Source organism: Mycobacterium sp. NS-7484, from assembly GCF_001953975.1.
In the GTDB taxonomy this organism is placed as follows: Bacteria; Actinomycetota; Actinomycetes; order Mycobacteriales; family Mycobacteriaceae; genus Mycobacterium.
The window spans coordinates 13,877-30,542 of the sequence record NZ_MBEJ01000014.1; the positions used below are offsets into that span (position 1 = coordinate 13,877).

The 16,666-nt window shown below is 67.0% G+C and carries 18 protein-coding genes; 5 read left to right on the forward strand and 13 right to left on the reverse strand.

Annotated elements, in window-relative coordinates; all coding sequences use genetic code 11:
• Positions 1-47: 47 nt before the first annotated feature.
• Both A5733_RS02920 and A5733_RS02925 read right to left on the reverse strand, forming a co-directional pair.
• Complete coding sequence (locus A5733_RS02920) at positions 48-1,322, reverse strand: aspartate aminotransferase family protein (protein WP_076239048.1); 1,275 nt, start codon at positions 1,320-1,322, stop codon at positions 48-50.
• A gap of 17 nt (positions 1,323-1,339) precedes the next feature.
• Complete coding sequence (locus A5733_RS02925; RefSeq protein WP_076239010.1) at positions 1,340-2,896, reverse strand: APC family permease; 1,557 nt, start codon at positions 2,894-2,896, stop codon at positions 1,340-1,342.
• Between the two features lie 243 nt (positions 2,897-3,139).
• Between A5733_RS02925 and A5733_RS02930 the strand changes: the two genes are divergently transcribed.
• Positions 3,140-3,901 carry a GntR family transcriptional regulator gene (locus A5733_RS02930; protein WP_076239011.1) on the forward strand — a complete coding sequence of 254 codons (762 nt, stop codon included), beginning with the start codon at positions 3,140-3,142 and terminating at the stop codon, positions 3,899-3,901.
• 84 nt (positions 3,902-3,985) lie between these two features.
• Here the strand turns inward: A5733_RS02930 and fgd are convergent, their stop codons facing one another.
• Positions 3,986-4,996, reverse strand: a complete 1,011-nt coding sequence (gene fgd / locus A5733_RS02935) for a glucose-6-phosphate dehydrogenase (coenzyme-F420) (protein ID WP_067764082.1) — start codon at positions 4,994-4,996, stop codon at positions 3,986-3,988.
• Positions 4,997-5,030: 34 nt separating this feature from the next.
• Here fgd and A5733_RS02940 point away from each other — a divergent pair, with 34 nt between their 5' ends.
• Positions 5,031-5,771, forward strand: coding sequence for an MBL fold metallo-hydrolase (locus tag A5733_RS02940; protein WP_076239012.1), 741 nt, complete (start codon positions 5,031-5,033; stop codon positions 5,769-5,771).
• On the opposite strand, the gene A5733_RS02945 is transcribed toward A5733_RS02940, so the two are convergent.
• Genes A5733_RS02945 through A5733_RS02955 form a run of 3 tightly spaced genes read right to left on the reverse strand, consistent with a single transcriptional unit; the run spans position 5,768 to position 7,706 of the window.
• Positions 5,768-6,070: a hypothetical protein gene (locus A5733_RS02945; RefSeq protein WP_233152600.1), complete on the reverse strand. Its 303-nt coding sequence runs from the start codon at positions 6,068-6,070 to the stop codon at positions 5,768-5,770. The genes A5733_RS02940 and A5733_RS02945 overlap by 4 nt on opposite strands.
• 44 nt (positions 6,071-6,114) lie before the next feature.
• Positions 6,115-7,215, reverse strand: a complete 1,101-nt coding sequence (locus tag A5733_RS02950; RefSeq protein WP_076239013.1) for an LLM class flavin-dependent oxidoreductase — start codon at positions 7,213-7,215, stop codon at positions 6,115-6,117.
• Positions 7,212-7,706 (reverse strand): GNAT family N-acetyltransferase, encoded by a 495-nt coding sequence (locus A5733_RS02955; protein ID WP_076239050.1) that lies wholly within the window; start codon positions 7,704-7,706, stop codon positions 7,212-7,214. The genes A5733_RS02950 and A5733_RS02955 overlap by 4 nt, the downstream gene beginning before the upstream one ends.
• A gap of 140 nt (positions 7,707-7,846) precedes the next feature.
• Here A5733_RS02955 and A5733_RS02960 point away from each other — a divergent pair, with 140 nt between their 5' ends.
• On the forward strand, positions 7,847-8,713 hold the full coding sequence (locus A5733_RS02960) for an SDR family oxidoreductase (protein ID WP_076239014.1): 867 nt from the start codon (positions 7,847-7,849) through the stop codon (positions 8,711-8,713).
• 8 nt (positions 8,714-8,721) lie between these two features.
• Here the strand turns inward: A5733_RS02960 and A5733_RS02965 are convergent, their stop codons facing one another.
• The 7 genes from A5733_RS02965 to A5733_RS02995 are packed head-to-tail and all read right to left on the reverse strand — an operon-like array spanning position 8,722 to position 13,027.
• Positions 8,722-8,898: a Uma2 family endonuclease gene (locus tag A5733_RS02965; protein WP_083665966.1), complete on the reverse strand. Its 177-nt coding sequence runs from the start codon at positions 8,896-8,898 to the stop codon at positions 8,722-8,724.
• A gap of 3 nt (positions 8,899-8,901) precedes the next feature.
• Positions 8,902-9,315, reverse strand: coding sequence for a hypothetical protein (locus A5733_RS02970; protein WP_076239015.1), 414 nt, complete (start codon positions 9,313-9,315; stop codon positions 8,902-8,904).
• Positions 9,316-9,319: 4 nt separating this feature from the next.
• The gene (locus tag A5733_RS02975; RefSeq protein WP_076239016.1) at positions 9,320-10,546 is read right to left on the reverse strand and encodes an O-succinylhomoserine sulfhydrylase; all 1,227 of its coding nucleotides are present in this window, start codon (positions 10,544-10,546) and stop codon (positions 9,320-9,322) included.
• Entirely contained in the window at positions 10,543-10,956 is a 414-nt protein-coding gene (locus A5733_RS02980) for a rhodanese-like domain-containing protein (protein WP_067764097.1), read from the reverse strand. The genes A5733_RS02975 and A5733_RS02980 overlap by 4 nt, the downstream gene beginning before the upstream one ends.
• The gene (locus A5733_RS02985) at positions 10,953-11,417 is read right to left on the reverse strand and encodes a lumazine-binding protein (protein ID WP_076239017.1); all 465 of its coding nucleotides are present in this window, start codon (positions 11,415-11,417) and stop codon (positions 10,953-10,955) included. The genes A5733_RS02980 and A5733_RS02985 overlap by 4 nt, the downstream gene beginning before the upstream one ends.
• Positions 11,418-11,422: 5 nt before the next feature.
• A complete protein-coding gene (gene purT / locus A5733_RS02990) occupies positions 11,423-12,700 on the reverse strand; it encodes a formate-dependent phosphoribosylglycinamide formyltransferase (protein ID WP_076239051.1) in 1,278 nt (425 codons plus the stop codon).
• 24 nt (positions 12,701-12,724) lie between these two features.
• On the reverse strand, positions 12,725-13,027 hold the full coding sequence (locus tag A5733_RS02995) for a UBP-type zinc finger domain-containing protein (RefSeq protein WP_076239052.1): 303 nt from the start codon (positions 13,025-13,027) through the stop codon (positions 12,725-12,727).
• Between the two features lie 42 nt (positions 13,028-13,069).
• Here A5733_RS02995 and A5733_RS03000 point away from each other — a divergent pair, with 42 nt between their 5' ends.
• The gene (locus A5733_RS03000; protein WP_076239018.1) at positions 13,070-14,662 is read left to right on the forward strand and encodes a Na+/H+ antiporter; all 1,593 of its coding nucleotides are present in this window, start codon (positions 13,070-13,072) and stop codon (positions 14,660-14,662) included.
• Positions 14,655-16,661 (forward strand): MMPL family transporter, encoded by a 2,007-nt coding sequence (locus A5733_RS03005; RefSeq protein WP_076239019.1) that lies wholly within the window; start codon positions 14,655-14,657, stop codon positions 16,659-16,661. Before A5733_RS03000 ends, A5733_RS03005 begins: the two co-directional genes overlap by 8 nt.
• Positions 16,662-16,666: the final 5 nt, after the last annotated feature.

The window sequence follows — 16,666 nt, forward strand, 5'->3', positions numbered from 1 at the left end:
ACAGCTTCCCTCATCAGGGTTTGGACAGCCAGATGCTCTGCTTTTGCTCAGCGCAGGTCCCGCAGCGCATCGGCGAATTCGGTGCAGAACCAGTCCACATCCGACAGAGAGAATACCAGGGGTGGTCTGACCTTCAGCACACTGCCCTGCGCCCCGCAAACCGAGATGAGCACGTTGCGGTCCCGCATCGCGTTGACCAGATCGTGCGCCGCGGCCCGGTCCGGGACTGCGCTGTCGCGGTCGGTCACCATCTCGACGCCCACGTAGAGTCCGGCCCCGCGAACTTCTCCGACGCGCGGATGGTCGGCCGCCAGGCCGGTGAGCTCCTCACGCAACGCGGCGCCGACCCGGGCCGCATTGGCCATCAAGTCCTCGTCCTCGATGACGTCGAGCACCGTCGCCGCGGCGGCCATCGACACCGGGTTGCCGCCGAAGGTGTTGAAGTAGGGCACCTCGCGGGCGAACGCCTCGAGCACCTCGCCGCGGGCCGCCATCGCCGCCACCGGCAACCCGTTGGCCATGGGCTTGCCCATGGTGACCAGATCGGGCACCACGCCGTGGCGCGCGAATCCCCACATGCTCTCCCCGGTGCGGCCGAAACCGGGTTGCACCTCGTCGGCGATGAACACCCCACCGGCGGCGCGCACCGCCGCCACCGCCGGAGCCAGTGCCGAGGGATCGGGATAGATGCCGTCGGAGGCGAAGATCGTGTCCACGATCAGGCAGCTGACGCCGTAACCCGAGTCCTGCAGATCCGCGATCGCAGCGGTGACGTCGAGCGGCCGGGCGGGCACCGCCCGCACGTGCGGACCGATCGACGTGGCGCCGCCGATCGACGGTGAAATCGCCGTCACCGCTTCGGTATTGCCGTGGTAGGCCTCGCTGGTGACGATGACGCCGCGCGCACCGGTGTACATCTGGGCCACCCGCAGCGCCAGATCGTTGGCCTCGGATCCGGTGCACGCGTACATCACCTGGTCGAGGCCCAGGGTGTCCAGCAACCGCTGTGAATAGTCGAGGATGCCCTCGTGCAGATACCGGGTGTGGGTGTTGAGCGTCTCGGCCTGACGCGTCATCGCGGACACCACGCGCGGGTGGCAGTGTCCGACGCTGACGACGTTGTTGTACGCGTCGAGATAACGCACGCCGTCCGCGTCGAACAGGTGGCTACCGCTGCCGCGGACCAGATGTACCGGCCGTTCGTAGAACAGCCGGTACGCCGGTCCGAGTAGGCGGGTGCGGGCCTCGATCAGCTTGGCGGTCTGCGGATCGGCCGACCGACCGGTGTAGCTGTTGGAGTCCATGATGTTCGAGAAACTCATGCCCTGCACCCCCCTGCTCAGCGCTCGTGCGCCTCCTCCAACACTGTGCGGCCCAGATCGGAATAGCGTTGCGGATCCCGGAATTTCAGGAAGACCGCCCAGAGCACACCACCGATCCCGGCGATGCCAACAACATACGGGATCGACGAGAAGATCCAGTCCGATGCGGCTGAACCGGCAGCAAACGACGCGTTCTGTGCGAGCAGGTAGATGACGTAGAGCATGCCGAGCCCGCCCAGTGCCGGGGCCAGCAGCGTGGTGAACCAGTTCGCCGTCTCCGGGTGACGCTTCTGCACGTGGAAGTACGAGACCACCGAGAACGCCGCCAAGGCCTGCACGATCATGATGGCCGTGGTGCCCAGCAACGCCATCAGGCCGTACAACCCGGTGTAGGGGTCACGTCCGGTGAGGTCGAAGAACAACACCACGACGGTGGCAAAGCCGGTCTGCACGAACCCGGCGATGTGCGGTGACCCGTGCACCGGATGGGTAGCCCCGACGGTCCTGCGCATGCCCGGGATGACGTTCTCCCGGCCGATCGCATAGAGATAGCGCGCCGCGCAATTGTGAAAGGCCATGCCGCAGGCGAACGACCCCGTCATCAACAGGATCTTGAACAGATCGACCGCCCACTGGCCGAGATGCTGGTGCACCGGGTTGAAGAAGATGTCACCGGCGGTGGCCGAATCCTGCGCCAGCGCAACGGCATTCTGCGGACCGGTACCGACGATGGCCAGCCAGGACACCAGGACGTAGAAGGCGCCGATGCCAACGACCGAGCAGATCACCGCAATCGGGATGATCTTCTTGGGGTTACGCGACTCCTCCCCGTACATGGCGCTGGACTCGAACCCCACCCACGACCAGAACGCGAAGAACAGCCCGACCCCGGCCGATCCGGCCACCGCGATCATGTTGCCGTCGACGCCGGCCACCTCACCGGACAGGCTCTGAAAACCGTTGAGCGGGTTCAGCGATCCCAACGACCAGCCCTGTGGGCCACCGCCGGTGAACACCACAGACAGCGCCATCATGGCCAGCATGACGATCTCGGTGATCAGGAACACCGCGAGAACCTTGGCAGCGAGGTTGATGTCGAAGTAGGTCAGCACCGCGTTCACTGCCAGCATCACCACGGCGAAGATGATCCATGGAACGTCGAGGCCGAAGAATGATTTGAACAGGTCGTTGCCGAAGAACGAGAAGATGCCGATCAGCGACGCCTCGAACACCATGTACGCCAGCGCCGTCAAGAATCCGGCACCGAGGCCGACGACCCGCCCCAACCCGTGGGAGATGTATCCGTAGAAGGCCCCGGTGGCCGTGATGTGCTTACTCATCGCCGCATAGCCGATCGCGAACAGGGTCAGCACGATGGTGGCGACGAAATATCCGGCCGGGGCATAGACACCGTTGCCGAAGCCGACGGCGATCGGCACATTGCCGACCATGGCCGTGATGGGGGCGGCCGTCGCGACCGCCATGAACATCACGCCGACGAGTCCCACGGCGTTGGGTTTGAGGCGTTGGATGGTGGCGTTCGACGGCGCCGGTGGATCGATGATCTCGCTCATTTTTGGTCCTATCTGAGGAGGACGTCTGGACCACGATTTGGTCTGGTTTCTGGGCGTCGCCGACGGCGCTGTGGCGCGACGCTGCACATTGTTATCCCGTCAGGTCGGCCGGTCAACTCGGAAGCTGTTGCGGGTCAAGGCATTTGTTACCGCAATGTTTCGAACCTGGGAGTTGTGCAACGGCCAGGTGAATCGGCGCGTTTTGGTCTGCCCGGTGCAGCCGATTTGGTCCACACTCGGAGCATGTCCATGACACCGGGCGGCCCAGTCGCCGAGGACGTGCGTCGGCGCATCCTGTCCATGCTGGCGGTGGGCACCCTGCATCCCGGATCGCGGCTCGGCACCGAGCGGGAGATGGCCGAGAGTTTCGGGGTGTCGCGCTCGACCCTGCGCAGTGCGCTGCTGCCGTTGAGTCAGGCCGGTGTGCTGGAACGGCGCACCGGCCGAGGGGGTGGCACGTTCGTGCGCGCGGACATCGTCGAACGGAATGCCGCGGAGTTGGTCGGTCTACCGGCACGGCTGCACCGCGGCGGCCACACCAGCACCAGTCGGGTGCTGGCGACCGACCGCCGTCCGGCCACCGCCGTAGAGGCCCAGTCACTCGAAATCGCCGAAGGCACCGAAATTTTCACGATCCGCCGGTTGCGTTTCGCCGACGGGGTGCCACTGTCGGTCGACCTGTCCTGCTTCGTCACCGCAGACATGGAGGATCTGCTGGAGCAGCCGCTCGGCGGTTCGCTCTACGAGTTGGTGCGGGTGCGGTACGGCCTGACCCCTGCGGTCACCACCGAGACCATCGAAGTGGTCAGCGCCAGTGCCCGCGAAGCGCAGTGGCTGGACATCGCCCAGCGGAAGCCGCTGTTGGCCATCACCCGCGTCACGCGTGACGGCGACGGCCGGCCATTCGAATACGCCTACGACCTGTTCCGGGCGGACCGGGTCCGGCTCACCGCAACGAGCCACGGCGCGGCGGGCGCGGTGCTGCGATCGGTGCGCACCGCCTGACGTCGCCGAAAGTGAAGAAGATGGCGAGGTTTTCGAAAAATCTCGCCATCTTCTTCACAATGGGTCAGCTCTATGGGGCCAGAATCAACCCAGCTTGCGCAGCCTGGGTTCCAGGTCCTTCTTGAACAAGTCGAGGAACCGACGCTGATCGTGGCCGGGGGCGTGGAACACCAGGTGGTTCAGCCCCCACTTGACGTACTGGCCGACCTTCTCGACGGCCTCGTCGGGATCGGAGGCGACGATCCAGCGCTTGGCGACCTGCTCGATCGGCAGCTCGTCGGCCGCCTTCTCCATCTCGATCGGATCGTGGATGCTGGTCTTCTGCTCGGCCGTCAACGACAGCGGCGCCCAGAACCGGGTGTTCTCCAACGCCAGCTCGGGATCGGTGTCATAGGAGATCTTGATCTCGATCATCCGGTCGATGTCCTCGGCGTTGCGCCCGGCCGCCTCCGCACCCTCTTTCACCGCGGGGATGAGCTTGTCCTTGTACAGCTCCTCACCCTTGCCCGAGGTGCAGATGAACCCGTCACCGGCCCGCCCGGCGTACTTGGCCACCACCGGACCACCCGCGGCGATGTACACCGGGATGCCACCCTCGGGCACGTCGTAAATCGAGGCACCCTTGGTGTGGTAGTACTCGCCCTCGAAATCGACGCGGTCGCCCAGCCACAGCTCGCGCATCAGCTTGACCGACTCACGCAACCGGGCGAAGCGCTCCTTGAACTCCGGCCACTCGCCGGCGTAACCGGTGGCAATCTCGTTGAGCGACTCCCCGGTGCCCACCCCCAGGAAGATCCGGTCGGGGTACAGACATCCCATGGTGGCGAAGGCCTGCGCGATCACCGCCGGGTTGTACCGGAACGTCGGCGTCAGCACCGAGGTACCCAGCACCAGCCGCTGCGTGCGCTCACCCACCGCCGTCATCCACGCCAGCGAGAACGGCGCATGCCCACCCTCATGCCGCCACGGCTGGAAATGGTCACTGACCGTCGCACTGTCCATGCCTGCCGCCTCGGCGGCAACCGCCAACTCGACCAGTTCCCGGGGCGCGAACTGCTCCGCCGATGCCTTATAACCAAGTTTGAGTTCAGCCACGGTTCTGTTCTACTCCTATGCCTAAACTCGCGGCATGGCAGCAGCCCTGACCGCGATCACCGATCACGTGCATTTCGCGCACACCGATCTGGTCAACTGGACGCTGGTGACCGACGGAAACCGAGTCATGCTGATCGACGCCGGATTTCCCGGCCAGCGCGAGGACGTGCTGGGCTCGGTGCGCCAACTCGGGTTCACGGTCGACGACATCGCTGCCGTGCTGCTCACCCACGCCCACGTCGACCACTTCGGCACCGCCATCTGGCTGGCGAAAACCCATGGCACACCGGTCTTTTGCCATGACAGCGAAGTCGGTCACGCCAGACGTGAGTATCTGGAGCAGGCCGCGCCCGCCGATGTGGTGCGCAACATCTGGCAGCCCCGCTGGATGAAGTGGGCGGCCACCATCACCGCCAAGGGCGGGTTGAACCATGACGGCATCCCCACCGCCCAAGCCCTCAGCCCGGAGATCGCCGCCGGGCTGCCCGGAGCACCACAGGCGGTGCCCACACCGGGCCACACCGGCGGGCACTGCTCGTTCGTCGTCGACGGCGTCCTGGTCAGCGGCGACGCCCTGGTGACCGGGCATCCGCTGCTGCGACGCACCGGCCCGACGTTGTTGCCGGCGCTGTTCAACCACGACGAGGACGGGTGCCTGTCCAGCCTGACGACGCTGGCCAACGTGGAGGCCGACGTCATGCTGCCGGGCCACGGGCCGGTGTGGCGCGGTCCGATCGCCGACGCCGCTGCTGCGGCGGCCGCCCGGCACGCCTAGTGCTGCAGAATCCGGTAACCGAGCAGAAAGAAGCCGGTCAGGCACAGTCCGCAGGCCAGCACGATCGTCGGCATCAGGACCATCTGGTCGAGTTCGTCGGGGTCGAACACCTCGTCGTCGTACACCGCTCCGAACAGCACCCGGGCAAACTTCGTCCGGCGAAACGCGTGCATCCGCCGGCGTGACTGAGCCGATTCCGTCCGACGGCCGATGAAGATCCGCAACGCCACGCCGACCGCAAACACCACCGCAGCCGCTGCCAGTAACAGCGATCCCACCACTACCTGCGGACTCGGCAAACACACCCCTAGCGGATACGACAGTTCCGGGGTCAGCCTAGCGGCTACCGACCCCACCGCTGGGCCAGCAACCGATGCGAGTGCAACCGGTCGGAGTGTCGATGGGTCACCGAGGTGATGACGAGTTCGTCGGCCCCGCTGAGCCGTTGCAACGCCTCCAAACGGGTGACCACCTGATCTGGGTCGCCGACGAATTGTGTTGCGGTACGGTCCCGGACCACCTCCAGCTGCTCGGGGGTCAACGGTTGCGCGTCGGCCGGATCGGGGTAGGGCGCCGCCCCGCCGCCAGCCCGGATCGAGTACACCCAGTGGCCATAGCTGGAGGCCAGATGGCGCGCCGTGGCCTCGTCATCGGCCACCACCACGTCGGCCGACACCACCACGTACGGCTCTGACAAATACTCCGACGGGGTAAAACCGTTGCGGTACACCTCAATTGCTTCCAGCGCGGTCGCCGGGGTGATGTGGTAGCTGGCCACGAACGGCAGCCCGCGCGCTGCGGCGACGCGGGCACTCTGCCCCTTGCTGCTGCCGAACACCCACGGCGTCAAACCAGCGCCGGCACCGGGAACGACCGTGCCGACCTCGTAGCGGCCGGCAAGCATCGCCAGGATGTCGTCCACCTGGTCGGCGAAATCCGGCGTGAGCGCTTCAGGCTGCTGCAACACCGCCATCCGGGCGCGCAGCCGTGGATCCCGCATCAGCGCGGAGACGTCGTACGGTGCGGGGATCACCACACCGTCGATCTCGTGCCACTCCCGCGGCGGTCTCGGCGCACGCGGTTTGTCCCGCACCGCCTCGGCACGCTTCTGCCCGGAACGGCCCACCCCGAGATCGATGCGATCGGGGTAGAACGAAGCCAGGGTGCCGAAACTCTCGGCCACCGCGATCGCGGTGGTGTGACCGAGTTGCACGGCCGCGGTGCCGACCCTGATCCGCTCGGTGGCCGCGGCGATCTGCCCCACCAGCACCGCCGGCGACGAACTGGCCACCGATACAAAGTGATGCTCGGCAACCCAATACCGTTGGTAGCCCCACTGTTCGGCGTGCCGGGCCAGATCGATGGTGTTGCGCAACGCGGTCGCGGCGTCGCTGCCCGCGCTGATCGGGGCCAGGTCGAGAATCGAGAGCGGGACCGGCGTCATGTCAGGCCCTTCTCGAACGCGATCGGGAAGACCGTGTCCTCGCCTTCGGCCGGCAACGGAGCGCTCAGCCGGGTGTAGCCGGCCGCTTCATAGAGCGCCTCGGCCTCGGGTTGCAGATGCCCCGTCGTCAGATAGACCCGCCGATATCCCCGCCCAGCGATCTCGCGTTCCAGGTGGTCGAGCAATGTGGTGGCGTAGCCCCGCTGCCGATGCTCACTGCTGGTCCAGATGCGTTTGAGTTCGGCGGTCTCGGCGTCGAACCGGGTGAAGGCGCCACCGGTGACCGGCTCGCCGTCGAGCAGGCCGATATACAGCCCACCATCGGGTGCCGAGAACTGCTCCGGCGCGGTGGTCAGCCAGACCATGGTGCGTTCGGCGGTCCCGCCGTAGCGTCCCGAATATTCCACCGCCAGCTCGTCGAGCAGCGGTGCGGCCAAGGGGTCAGCCAGGCCGACCGCAACGAAACTCAGCCGATTCACGGAGGTGGACATCACCACCGTTTCTATACCCACGATGGGTTCAACGCCGATCGGGACGCAGTGTTCCACCCACGATCAGCGTGATCGAAACAGTCTGCAGCGTCGCGACACCCTCTTCCCCACCAAACTTGACACGTGTAAAGTTCGCCGCCATGGACAACATCAGGGGTAAGACGATCGCGATCACCGGCGCGGCGCGCGGTATCGGCTACGCCACCGCAAAAGCGCTGCTCGCTCACGGTGCCCGCGTCGTCATCGGCGACCGTGACGTCGCGCTTCAGGAGTCTGCCGTCGTCGATCTCAGCAAGCTGGGCCAGGTGTCGGGCTACCCGCTCGACGTCACCGACCGGGAATCGTTTGCCACCTTCCTGGACAAGGCCCGCACCGACGGCGGCGGCCACATCGATGTCCTGATCAACAACGCCGGCGTGATGCCCGTCGGACCGTTCCTGGAGGAAACCGAACAGTCGATCCGGTCCTCCCTGGAGGTCAACGTGTACGGCGTGCTGACCGGCTGTCAGCTGGCGCTGCCCGACATGGTCAAACGCCGCAGCGGCCACGTCATCAACATCGCCTCTCTGTCCGGGCTCATCCCGCTGCCCGGCCAGGTGGTCTACGTCGGCGCCAAGTACGCCGTCGTCGGGCTGTCCACCGCACTGGCCGACGAGATGGCCCCGCACGGCGTCAACGTCTCGGTGATCATGCCGCCGTTCACCAACACCGACCTGATCTCGGGCACCAAGGCCACCGGCGCGATGAAGCCGGTCGAGCCCGAGGACATCGCCGCGGCCATCGTCAAGACACTGAACAAGCCCAAGACCCATGTGTCCGTGCCGCCGCCGTTGCGGTTCACCGCGCAGGCCGCCCAGATGCTGCCACCCAAGGGCCGCCGCAAGCTGAACAAGCTCCTCGGCCTGGACCGGGTGTTCCTGGAGTTCGACAAGGCCAAGCGCAAGAGCTACGAGGACCGTGCCCGGTCCGCGCAGGGCGTGATCGACTCGGACGGCGGGTCGGCGTAGACCTGCGATCAGGAAAAGCGGCCCAACAGGTCGAGCGGCACGATCCGCACCGGGAACGGCAACTTTGCCTCGTACCCCTCACTGCCGCTGACCGCCGCAGCCTGGACATAGGCGCCGTCGCGGAGTTCAAACACCGTCAACGTGACCTGCTGCGGGTCGATCACCCAGTAACTCTGAACGCCCAAAGGTCAGCCGAATTGAGGCAACGGCTGACCGGCGCGGTAGCCCTCGATCACGTCGAGGGCACCGTCGCGCAGTTCCTCATGGGTGAACTCGTAGCGCTCCACACTGCCGACGAACACCACCCGCACGATCTCGCCGTCCTCGGCCGCATCCAGCCACAGTGAGGTCACCGGCAGACCGTCCTCCACGGGCGCGCCGGACGGTTCGTAAAACCACACCGCGTAGTCGTCGTTGGATTGTTCCTCGTCAAATGTCCAGCCCCGCGCGGTGATTCGCTCGTCGAACTCGGCCAGATCGGCGACGACGGCGTCGGGGATGTCGGCCAGTTGATCGACCATCTCCTGCGGCACGATCCGCGTCTCACGTGCGGCCTGCCGCTTCTTCCGGCGAGCCTTCTTGGCATCGGAGCTCTTGGACACGGGCCTAGCTCAATGCCTGGTCCAGATCGGCGATCAGATCTTCGGTGCCTTCCAGGCCGATCGAGATACGCACGACGCCATCGCCCAGTCCGATCGCGGCACGGCCCTCCGGACCCATGGCCCGGTGCGTCGTCGTCGCCGGGTGCGTGATCAGCGTCTTGGCATCACCGAGGTTGTTGGAGATGTCGACGACGTTGAGCTTGTCGAGCACCTCGAAGGCGCGGGCCTTGCCGTCCTTCGCGTCGAGTTCGAAGGTGATGACCGTGCCGCCACCCCGCATCTGACGCTGGGCCAGCTCATACTGCGGATGCGACTTCAGGAAGGGGTATTTCACCCAGCTCACCGAGGGATGGTCCTCCAGGAACTCGGCGATCTGCTGCGCCGAGCGGTTGGCGTAATCCACCCGGATGGCAAGCGTCTCAAGGCCTTTCAGCAACGTCCAGGCATTGAACGCACTGATCGCCGGGCCGGTGTGGCGCATGAGCTTCTGCACCGGGCCGTCGATGTACTCCTTGTCACCCAGGATCGCCCCGCCGAGCACCCGGCCTTGCCCGTCAATGTGTTTGGTGCCCGAATACACGACCACGTCGGCCCCCATCGGCATGCCCTGCTGCAATAGCGGCGTGGCAAAGACGTTGTCCAGCACCACCTTTGCGCCGGCAGCGTGAGCCAGCTCGGACACCGCGGCGATGTCGACCAGCGACTGCATCGGGTTGGACGGCGTCTCGAAGAACACCGCGGTCGTCGGGACCGACAGCGCCTCTTCCCACTGCGCGAGGTCGTCACCGTCGACGAACACCGTCTCCACACCCCAACGGGGCAGGATCTCGCTACACACCACGAAGCACGACCCGAACAGGCTGCGCGCGGCCACCAGGCGGTCACCGGCCCCCAGCAGCGCACCCAACGCGGTGAACACCGCGGCCATTCCGGTGGCCGTCGCGAAGCACGCGGGGGCACCCTCGATGAGGCGCAACCGCTCTTCGAACATCGCGATCGTGGGGTTGCCGTAGCGCGAGTAGACGAACCGGTCGATCTCCCCGGTGAACGCCTTCTCCGCCGCACCCGCCGACTCGTAGACGTAACCCGAGGTCAGAAACAGGCCCTCGGCGGTCTCCTCGAACTCCGAGCGCAGCAGGCCGCCCCGCACGCCGATGGTGGCCTGGCTGACGCCCTCGGGCAGGGCAGCCGGGATCCGGACGGACGGGACCCCGTTGTCCGGAGCGCTCATGACTGTTTCCAAGGCAGACCGACCGCTTTCCAACCGGTCCCACCACGGTGGCGGTTCTCGTCGAGATTGCCCTCGAATCCGTCGAGGATGTTGTACGACGGCGCGATACCGGCCGCGGTGGCCGCCTCGGCGGCACCGATCGAGCGGTTGCCGGAGCGACACAGGAAGACCACCGGCCGCTCACCCGGCGTCACGCCTGACGCCTGGAGATCGTCGACGAAGGCGTCGTTGTGGCTGCCGTCGGTCCGGTTCCATTCCACGTATACGACGTCACGCTCAAGGGTGGACAGATCCGGCACGCCGACGAAGCGCCATTCGGCGTCGGTGCGACAGTCCACCAGCACGGCCTCGGAGTTCTCACTCAGAAGTTTCCAGGCCTCCTCAGGCGTGATGTCCCCTGCATAGCTCACGGGCGTGAGTCTCCCATACCCGAGCAGACGCGCCATTGGCCGTCCTCACGCACGAACGTCGTCTCGGTGTTGACCTTGGTGTCCGGCGCCTTATCGAAGTGGTACACCACCGTCGCGGTGGCCCGGTCCCCGTCGACGTGCACCCCGGTCACGTCGTCGACATACCTGGCCCCCTGCTTGGCCACCGAATCACGCTGCCGGGCAAGGAAATCCGCCTCGGTGCCACGCTGGGCAACGCAGGTGTAATCGGAGAATTCACCGAAGTTCTCCCGCTGCAGCGCATCGTTCTGGCCGACCGCCGCGAGGCTCACCTTCTGCTCCTCGCTGCGCCCGTCGGTGCCGAAGGTGTTGAGCAGCACGACCACGATCACCGCGAACACAATGACGGCGAGCGCGCCGAGGAACGGCGCCATCGTGGGCCGATCCACTGGTTCGTCAGCCGGTTGTCCGTTTTCGGCCATGGGGGCTACCACAGCTTGCGCAGCGCGCTGCCGACCCGACGGGCGCGGTCGCGGGCGATGATCACGTCGGGAGCGGTGGCCAGCGCCACCCCGAGACGACGCGGCGCTTCGGATTCACCGGGATGCCCGAACAGGCGCACGTCGCTCTCCGAGGTGGCCAGGGCATCGGCCAGGACGCCGCTGATGTCGGCCGGCAACTCGTGGGCATCGGCCCCGCCGTAAGTCACCTCGGCGGCCGCCGGGGAGATCATGATGGTGTCCACCGGCAGGCCGAGGATCGCCCTGGCGTGCATCTCGAACTCTGAGAGCCGTTGCGAGCGCAATGTCACCAGGCCGCTGTCGTGCGGCCGGATCCGGACATCGGAGAAGTAGACGTCGTCACCGGTGACCAGCAACTCGACGCCGAACACCCCGCGTCCACCCAGCGAGTTGACGATCCGCGCGGCGATCGACTTCGCGGCGTCCAGGGCCGCCGGCGTCAGCGGCTGGGGCTGCCAGGACTCCAGCACGTCGGTGCCGGCCTGACGGTGACCGATCGGCTCGCAGAACTGCACCCCGGGACCGGACGGCCCGGTGGTGCGCACGGTCAGCATCGTGATCTCGTACTCGACCTCGACCACCGACTCGGCCAGCACCCGGTTGTGCGCGATGTGGCCCGCAGTTGTCGCGCGCTGCCAGGCCGGTTCGACGTCGTCGGGACGCAACAGCACCGACTCGCCGTCGCGCTGCGCCCCCACCACCGGCTTGACCACCAACGGGAAGCCGGCGTGCTCGGCCACCGCGGTCAACTCCTCGACCGAGCCGGCGAACCAGAACGGCACCGTGGGCAGGCCCAGCTCGTCCGACGCCAGCCGCCGAAGACCTTCGCGGTCCTGGGAGAGCCGGATGCTGCGCGGGGACGGCAGCACCTCGATGTCACCCCGTTCGGCGACCGCCACCAACGCATCGGCGGCGATGACGCCGGACTCGGCGACGACGTAGCGCGGCTTCTCCCGATGGATCAGCGCGGTGAGTTCCTCGGCGTCGTTCATCTTGATCACCGCCGAGCGGTCGGCGACGCCGTGCGCCGGGGCGTAGTAGCGGTCCGCGGCCACCACGACACCGCCCAGTCGCTGGAACGCCAGGGCGAGCTCACGGCTCAACTCCCCCGAACCCAGCAGCAGCACCGTCGCCGCGGGTTCGGGTGCGGCATCTTCTACAGCCTCTTCGGCGCCATCGACCTGGTCATCGGCCAGGTCAGTTGCCTCCCGGGCGGGCTGCGCATCTTCTATCGGTTCACTCATCGCACGCTCCACCCTGCCAGATCGTCAACCGACCCGATGGTCGATATAGCACCAACGCCACCTCTCCCCGGGTTCCGCCGAACGCATGACCGGATGACCGCTGGAATGAAAGTGCTTGGTGGCATGCTGATGCGGGCTTGAATCACAGCAACCGACGTGACCGCACGTCATGCACATACGCAGATGCGCCCAGTTGGTCTCGCCGTCTTCCTCGCATTCCTGGCAGCGCCCGGGGGTCAGCGGTTGCGGCTCGGCGACCTCGGCGGCGAGATGCTCACAGGTGCGAGGAGCCGGATCCGGCTCACGCCGACGTGATCTCCTCAACATGTTGATCAAGGATAAGCACCGACACAAAGGAGGGCTGACAACGTGGGTGCCTCGCTCTTGGCGGCACTGGTCGCCGCGATCCTGCTCGCCGCGGTGGCCCGCCGGTTCGACGTCTCGGCACCGCTGGCGCTGGTGGTGGCCGGGCTGGCCGGCAGCGCGCTGCCCGGCTTCCATGACGTCAAACTGGACCCCGAACTCGTGTTGTTCGTCATCCTGCCGCCGCTGCTGTGGTCGGCAGGGCTGGAGAGCAGCTACGTGGCGCTGCGCCGCAATATTCGACCCATCGGATTCCTGGCGATCGGGCTGCCGCTGGCCACCACGTTCGTCGTCGGCCTCGTCGCCTTCCACACGGTGCCGGAACTCACCATCGCCGCGGCGCTGACCCTCGGCGCGATCGTGGCCCCACCCGATGCGGTGTCGGCCACGGCGGTCGGACGCCGGCTCGGCCTGCCCCGACGCACCATGACGCTGCTGGGCGGGGAGAGCCTGCTCAACGACGCCACCGCACTGACGGCCTACAAGGTGGCCCTCGGCGCTGCGATCGGCACGGCGGCGAGTTGGGGCAGCGGCTTGAGCACGTTCGCCCTGGCGGCGGTCGGCGGCGTGGTGGTCGGCTGGGTGCTCGGCATGGTGGTGCACTTCATCCGCACCCGGCTCGACGATCCGCTGGTCGAAAGCGCACTCGGCCTGGTGGCGCCGTTCTTCATCTACCTGATCGCCGAGGAGATCCACGGCTCCGGCGTGATCGCCGTCGTGGTGGCGGCGCTACTGCTGGGGCAGCGCGAAACTCAGGCCAGCTACGCCACCCGCCTGCAGGACAAAGCGGTGTGGAAAGCCCTGCAGCTGATCCTGGAATCGTTTGCCTTTCTGTTGATCGGCCTGCAGCTGCCGAAGGTGATCAGCGAACTGGCCGGTATCTCGGCCGCCACGCTGGCCATCTCCTCGGCGGCCGTGCTCACCACGGTGATCGGGGTGCGCATGGTGTGGGTCTACGCCTCGACCTACCTGCCCCGGCTGCTGTCCAAGAGACTCCGCAACCAGGAGACGTCCCCACCCGGCGCCCAGGTGTTCGTGGTGGCATGGGCGGGCATGAGAGGCGTGGTATCGCTGGCCGCCGCGTTCGCCGTGCCCGCCACCACGCTCGCCGGCGATCCATTCCCCGGCCGCCCGCAACTGGTGTTCCTCACCTTCGTCGTCGTGGTCGGAACATTGCTGCTGCACGGTTTGACGCTGCCCTGGTTCATCCGCGTGCTCGACGCCCAGGGCAACGAGGCCCACAGCGATGCCATCGCCACCGCCGCGGCCCAGGACAAGGCGGCCCGGGCCGCCGCCGAGCGGCTCGATGAATTGCTGGCCGAAGAATCGGCCGGCGCCGACGTGCCGCAACGGGCCGCCGACGTGTTGCGGGCGTGGAACACCCGGCGCCGCAATACCGCTTGGGAGCAGCTGGGCCGCGACGACGCCGACATCGGTGAGAGCCCGACGTCAGCGTTCCGCCGATTGCGCCTGGAAATGCTTGCCGCCGAACGCGACACATTCATCGCCGAACGCGATGCCGGACACATCGATGACGAAGTGCTGCGTACTGTGCTGCATGGGCTCGACTTGGAAGAGGCGACACTGAATCGTGATTAAACGCTTGGCCTGGCTGGCTGTCCTGGTCGTGATCGTCTCCGGCGGCCTCCTGGGCCTGCTGAGTGGCGGCGACGCCGCCTCACAGTCACCGGTCGCCGTGCCGGCGGACGCCGAATCGGCGCGGGCCGACGCGCTGCGTGCCGAATTCCCCGGCGGCGACCAGGTTCCGGCGATCCTGGTGGTGACCCGCAGCGACGACGGTCCCCTCACCATGGCCGACGTCGACGCCGTCGCCAATGCACGCAACCGGCTGACCGACGCGCCGGGCCCGCCGGTGGTGGTCTCCGACGACGGCAAGGCCGCGATCGCCACCGTGCCGATGAAAGGCGACCTGTCCGGCTTCGGGCTCAACGACGCCGTGAAAGATTTGCGCACCCGCACCGCCGACGGATTGCCTCCCGGGCTGACGGCCGAGATCACCGGCGGGCCGGCATTCGGTGCCGACATCGCGAATTCCTTTGCCGGAGCGAACATCACGCTCCTGGCCGTGACCGCGACCGTGGTGGCACTGCTGCTCATCATCACCTATCGCTCACCAGTGCTGTGGCTGGTCCCGCTGTTGGTGATTGCCTTCGCCGACCGGGTCGGCGCGGTCGTGGGCACTGCCGTGGCATCGGGTTTCGGGCTCAGCCCGGACGGTTCGACGTCAGGCATCACCAGCGTGCTGGTCTTCGGCGCGGGCACCAACTATGCGCTGCTGCTGATCTCGCGTTATCGGGAAGAGCTCGGCCGGACCGAAAGCCACCGCGAAGCCCTGGTGATGGCGGTGCGCGCGGCTGCCCCGGCGATCGTGGCCAGCAACGCCACCGTGGTGCTGGCCCTGTTGACCCTGCTGTTCGCCTCCGCACCCAGCAACCGCAGCCTCGGATTGCAGGCCGCGTCCGGTCTTGTGGTCGCGGCCATCTTCGTCCTCGTGGTACTGCCACCGCTGCTGGCCCTGTGCGGCAAACGACTGTTCTGGCCGTTCATCCCAAAGGTCGGCGCCCAGCCCCTGACCGAAAGCGGAATCTGGCACCGAATCGCCGACGCCGTGGCGCGCAAGCCTGCTCGCGTTTCGATCGTGGCGCTCGCCGGCCTGACCCTGCTGTGTACCGGCCTGCTGTCCACCCCGATCGGATTGACCCAGACCGAGCAGTTCCGGGTTCAGGCCGAATCGGTGAGCGGCTATCAAACCCTGGCCGCCCACTTCCCGAGCGGCCTGACCGACCCCACCCGCGTCATCGCCTCCACCGCTCGTGGCGGTGCGGTGCAGCGGGCGATCACCGACACTCCCGGCGTCGTCTCGGCCACCCCGGCGGGCCAGTCCCCGACCGGACTGAGCCAGTGGTCGGTGGTGCTCAAAGCCGAGCCGGCCTCTGATGAGGCCTTCGAAACCATTGACGCGCTGCGTGATTCGGTGCATGCTGCCGATCCGTCCGCCGTGGTGGGCGGCGCCGACGCTCAGGCCAGAGACACCGCCTCGGCGGCCCAACGTGACCGGCTGGTGGTGATCCCGGCGATCCTGGCGGTGGTGCTGGCCGTGCTCTACCTGCTGCTGCGCTCGGCTTTCGCACCGCTGCTGTTGGTCGGGGTGACGGTATTGAGCGCCCTGGCCGCGATCGGTCTGGGCGGCTGGGCCAGCGTGCACGTGTTCGGCTTCCCGGCCCTGGACAACAGCACCCCGCTGTTCGCCTTCCTGTTCCTGGTGGCCCTCGGCGTGGACTACACGATCTTCCTGGTCACCCGGGCCCGCGAGGAGACGCCCGAGTTCGGCACCCGGCAAGGCATCGTGCGGGCAGTGTCGGCCACCGGCGCGGTGATCACCAGCGCCGGCGTGGTGCTGGCAGCGGTGTTCTGTGTGCTGGGAGTACTGCCGCTGATTGTGTTGACCCAACTGGGCATCATCGTCGGACTCGGCATCCTCCTGGACACGTTCGTGGTCCGCACGGTGATCATCCCCGCGCTGTTCACATTGATCGGCCCACGCATCTGGTGGCCGGGGCTGCACGCCGACCGGTAACGTCG

Coding starts and splice junctions, on each gene's coding strand:
- A5733_RS02920 (WP_076239048.1), bottom strand. CDS start 1,322: ATGAGTTTCTCGAACATCATGGACTCCAACAGCTACACCGGTCGGTCG.
- A5733_RS02925 (WP_076239010.1), bottom strand. CDS start 2,896: ATGAGCGAGATCATCGATCCACCGGCGCCGTCGAACGCCACCATCCAA.
- A5733_RS02930 (WP_076239011.1), top strand. CDS start 3,140: ATGTCCATGACACCGGGCGGCCCAGTCGCCGAGGACGTGCGTCGGCGC.
- A5733_RS02940 (WP_076239012.1), top strand. CDS start 5,031: ATGGCAGCAGCCCTGACCGCGATCACCGATCACGTGCATTTCGCGCAC.
- A5733_RS02950 (WP_076239013.1), bottom strand. CDS start 7,215: ATGACGCCGGTCCCGCTCTCGATTCTCGACCTGGCCCCGATCAGCGCG.
- A5733_RS02955 (WP_076239050.1), bottom strand. CDS start 7,706: ATGTCCACCTCCGTGAATCGGCTGAGTTTCGTTGCGGTCGGCCTGGCT.
- A5733_RS02960 (WP_076239014.1), top strand. CDS start 7,847: ATGGACAACATCAGGGGTAAGACGATCGCGATCACCGGCGCGGCGCGC.
- A5733_RS02975 (WP_076239016.1), bottom strand. CDS start 10,546: ATGAGCGCTCCGGACAACGGGGTCCCGTCCGTCCGGATCCCGGCTGCC.
- A5733_RS02985 (WP_076239017.1), bottom strand. CDS start 11,417: ATGGCCGAAAACGGACAACCGGCTGACGAACCAGTGGATCGGCCCACG.
- purT (WP_076239051.1), bottom strand. CDS start 12,700: ATGAGTGAACCGATAGAAGATGCGCAGCCCGCCCGGGAGGCAACTGAC.
- A5733_RS02995 (WP_076239052.1), bottom strand. CDS start 13,027: ATGTTGAGGAGATCACGTCGGCGTGAGCCGGATCCGGCTCCTCGCACC.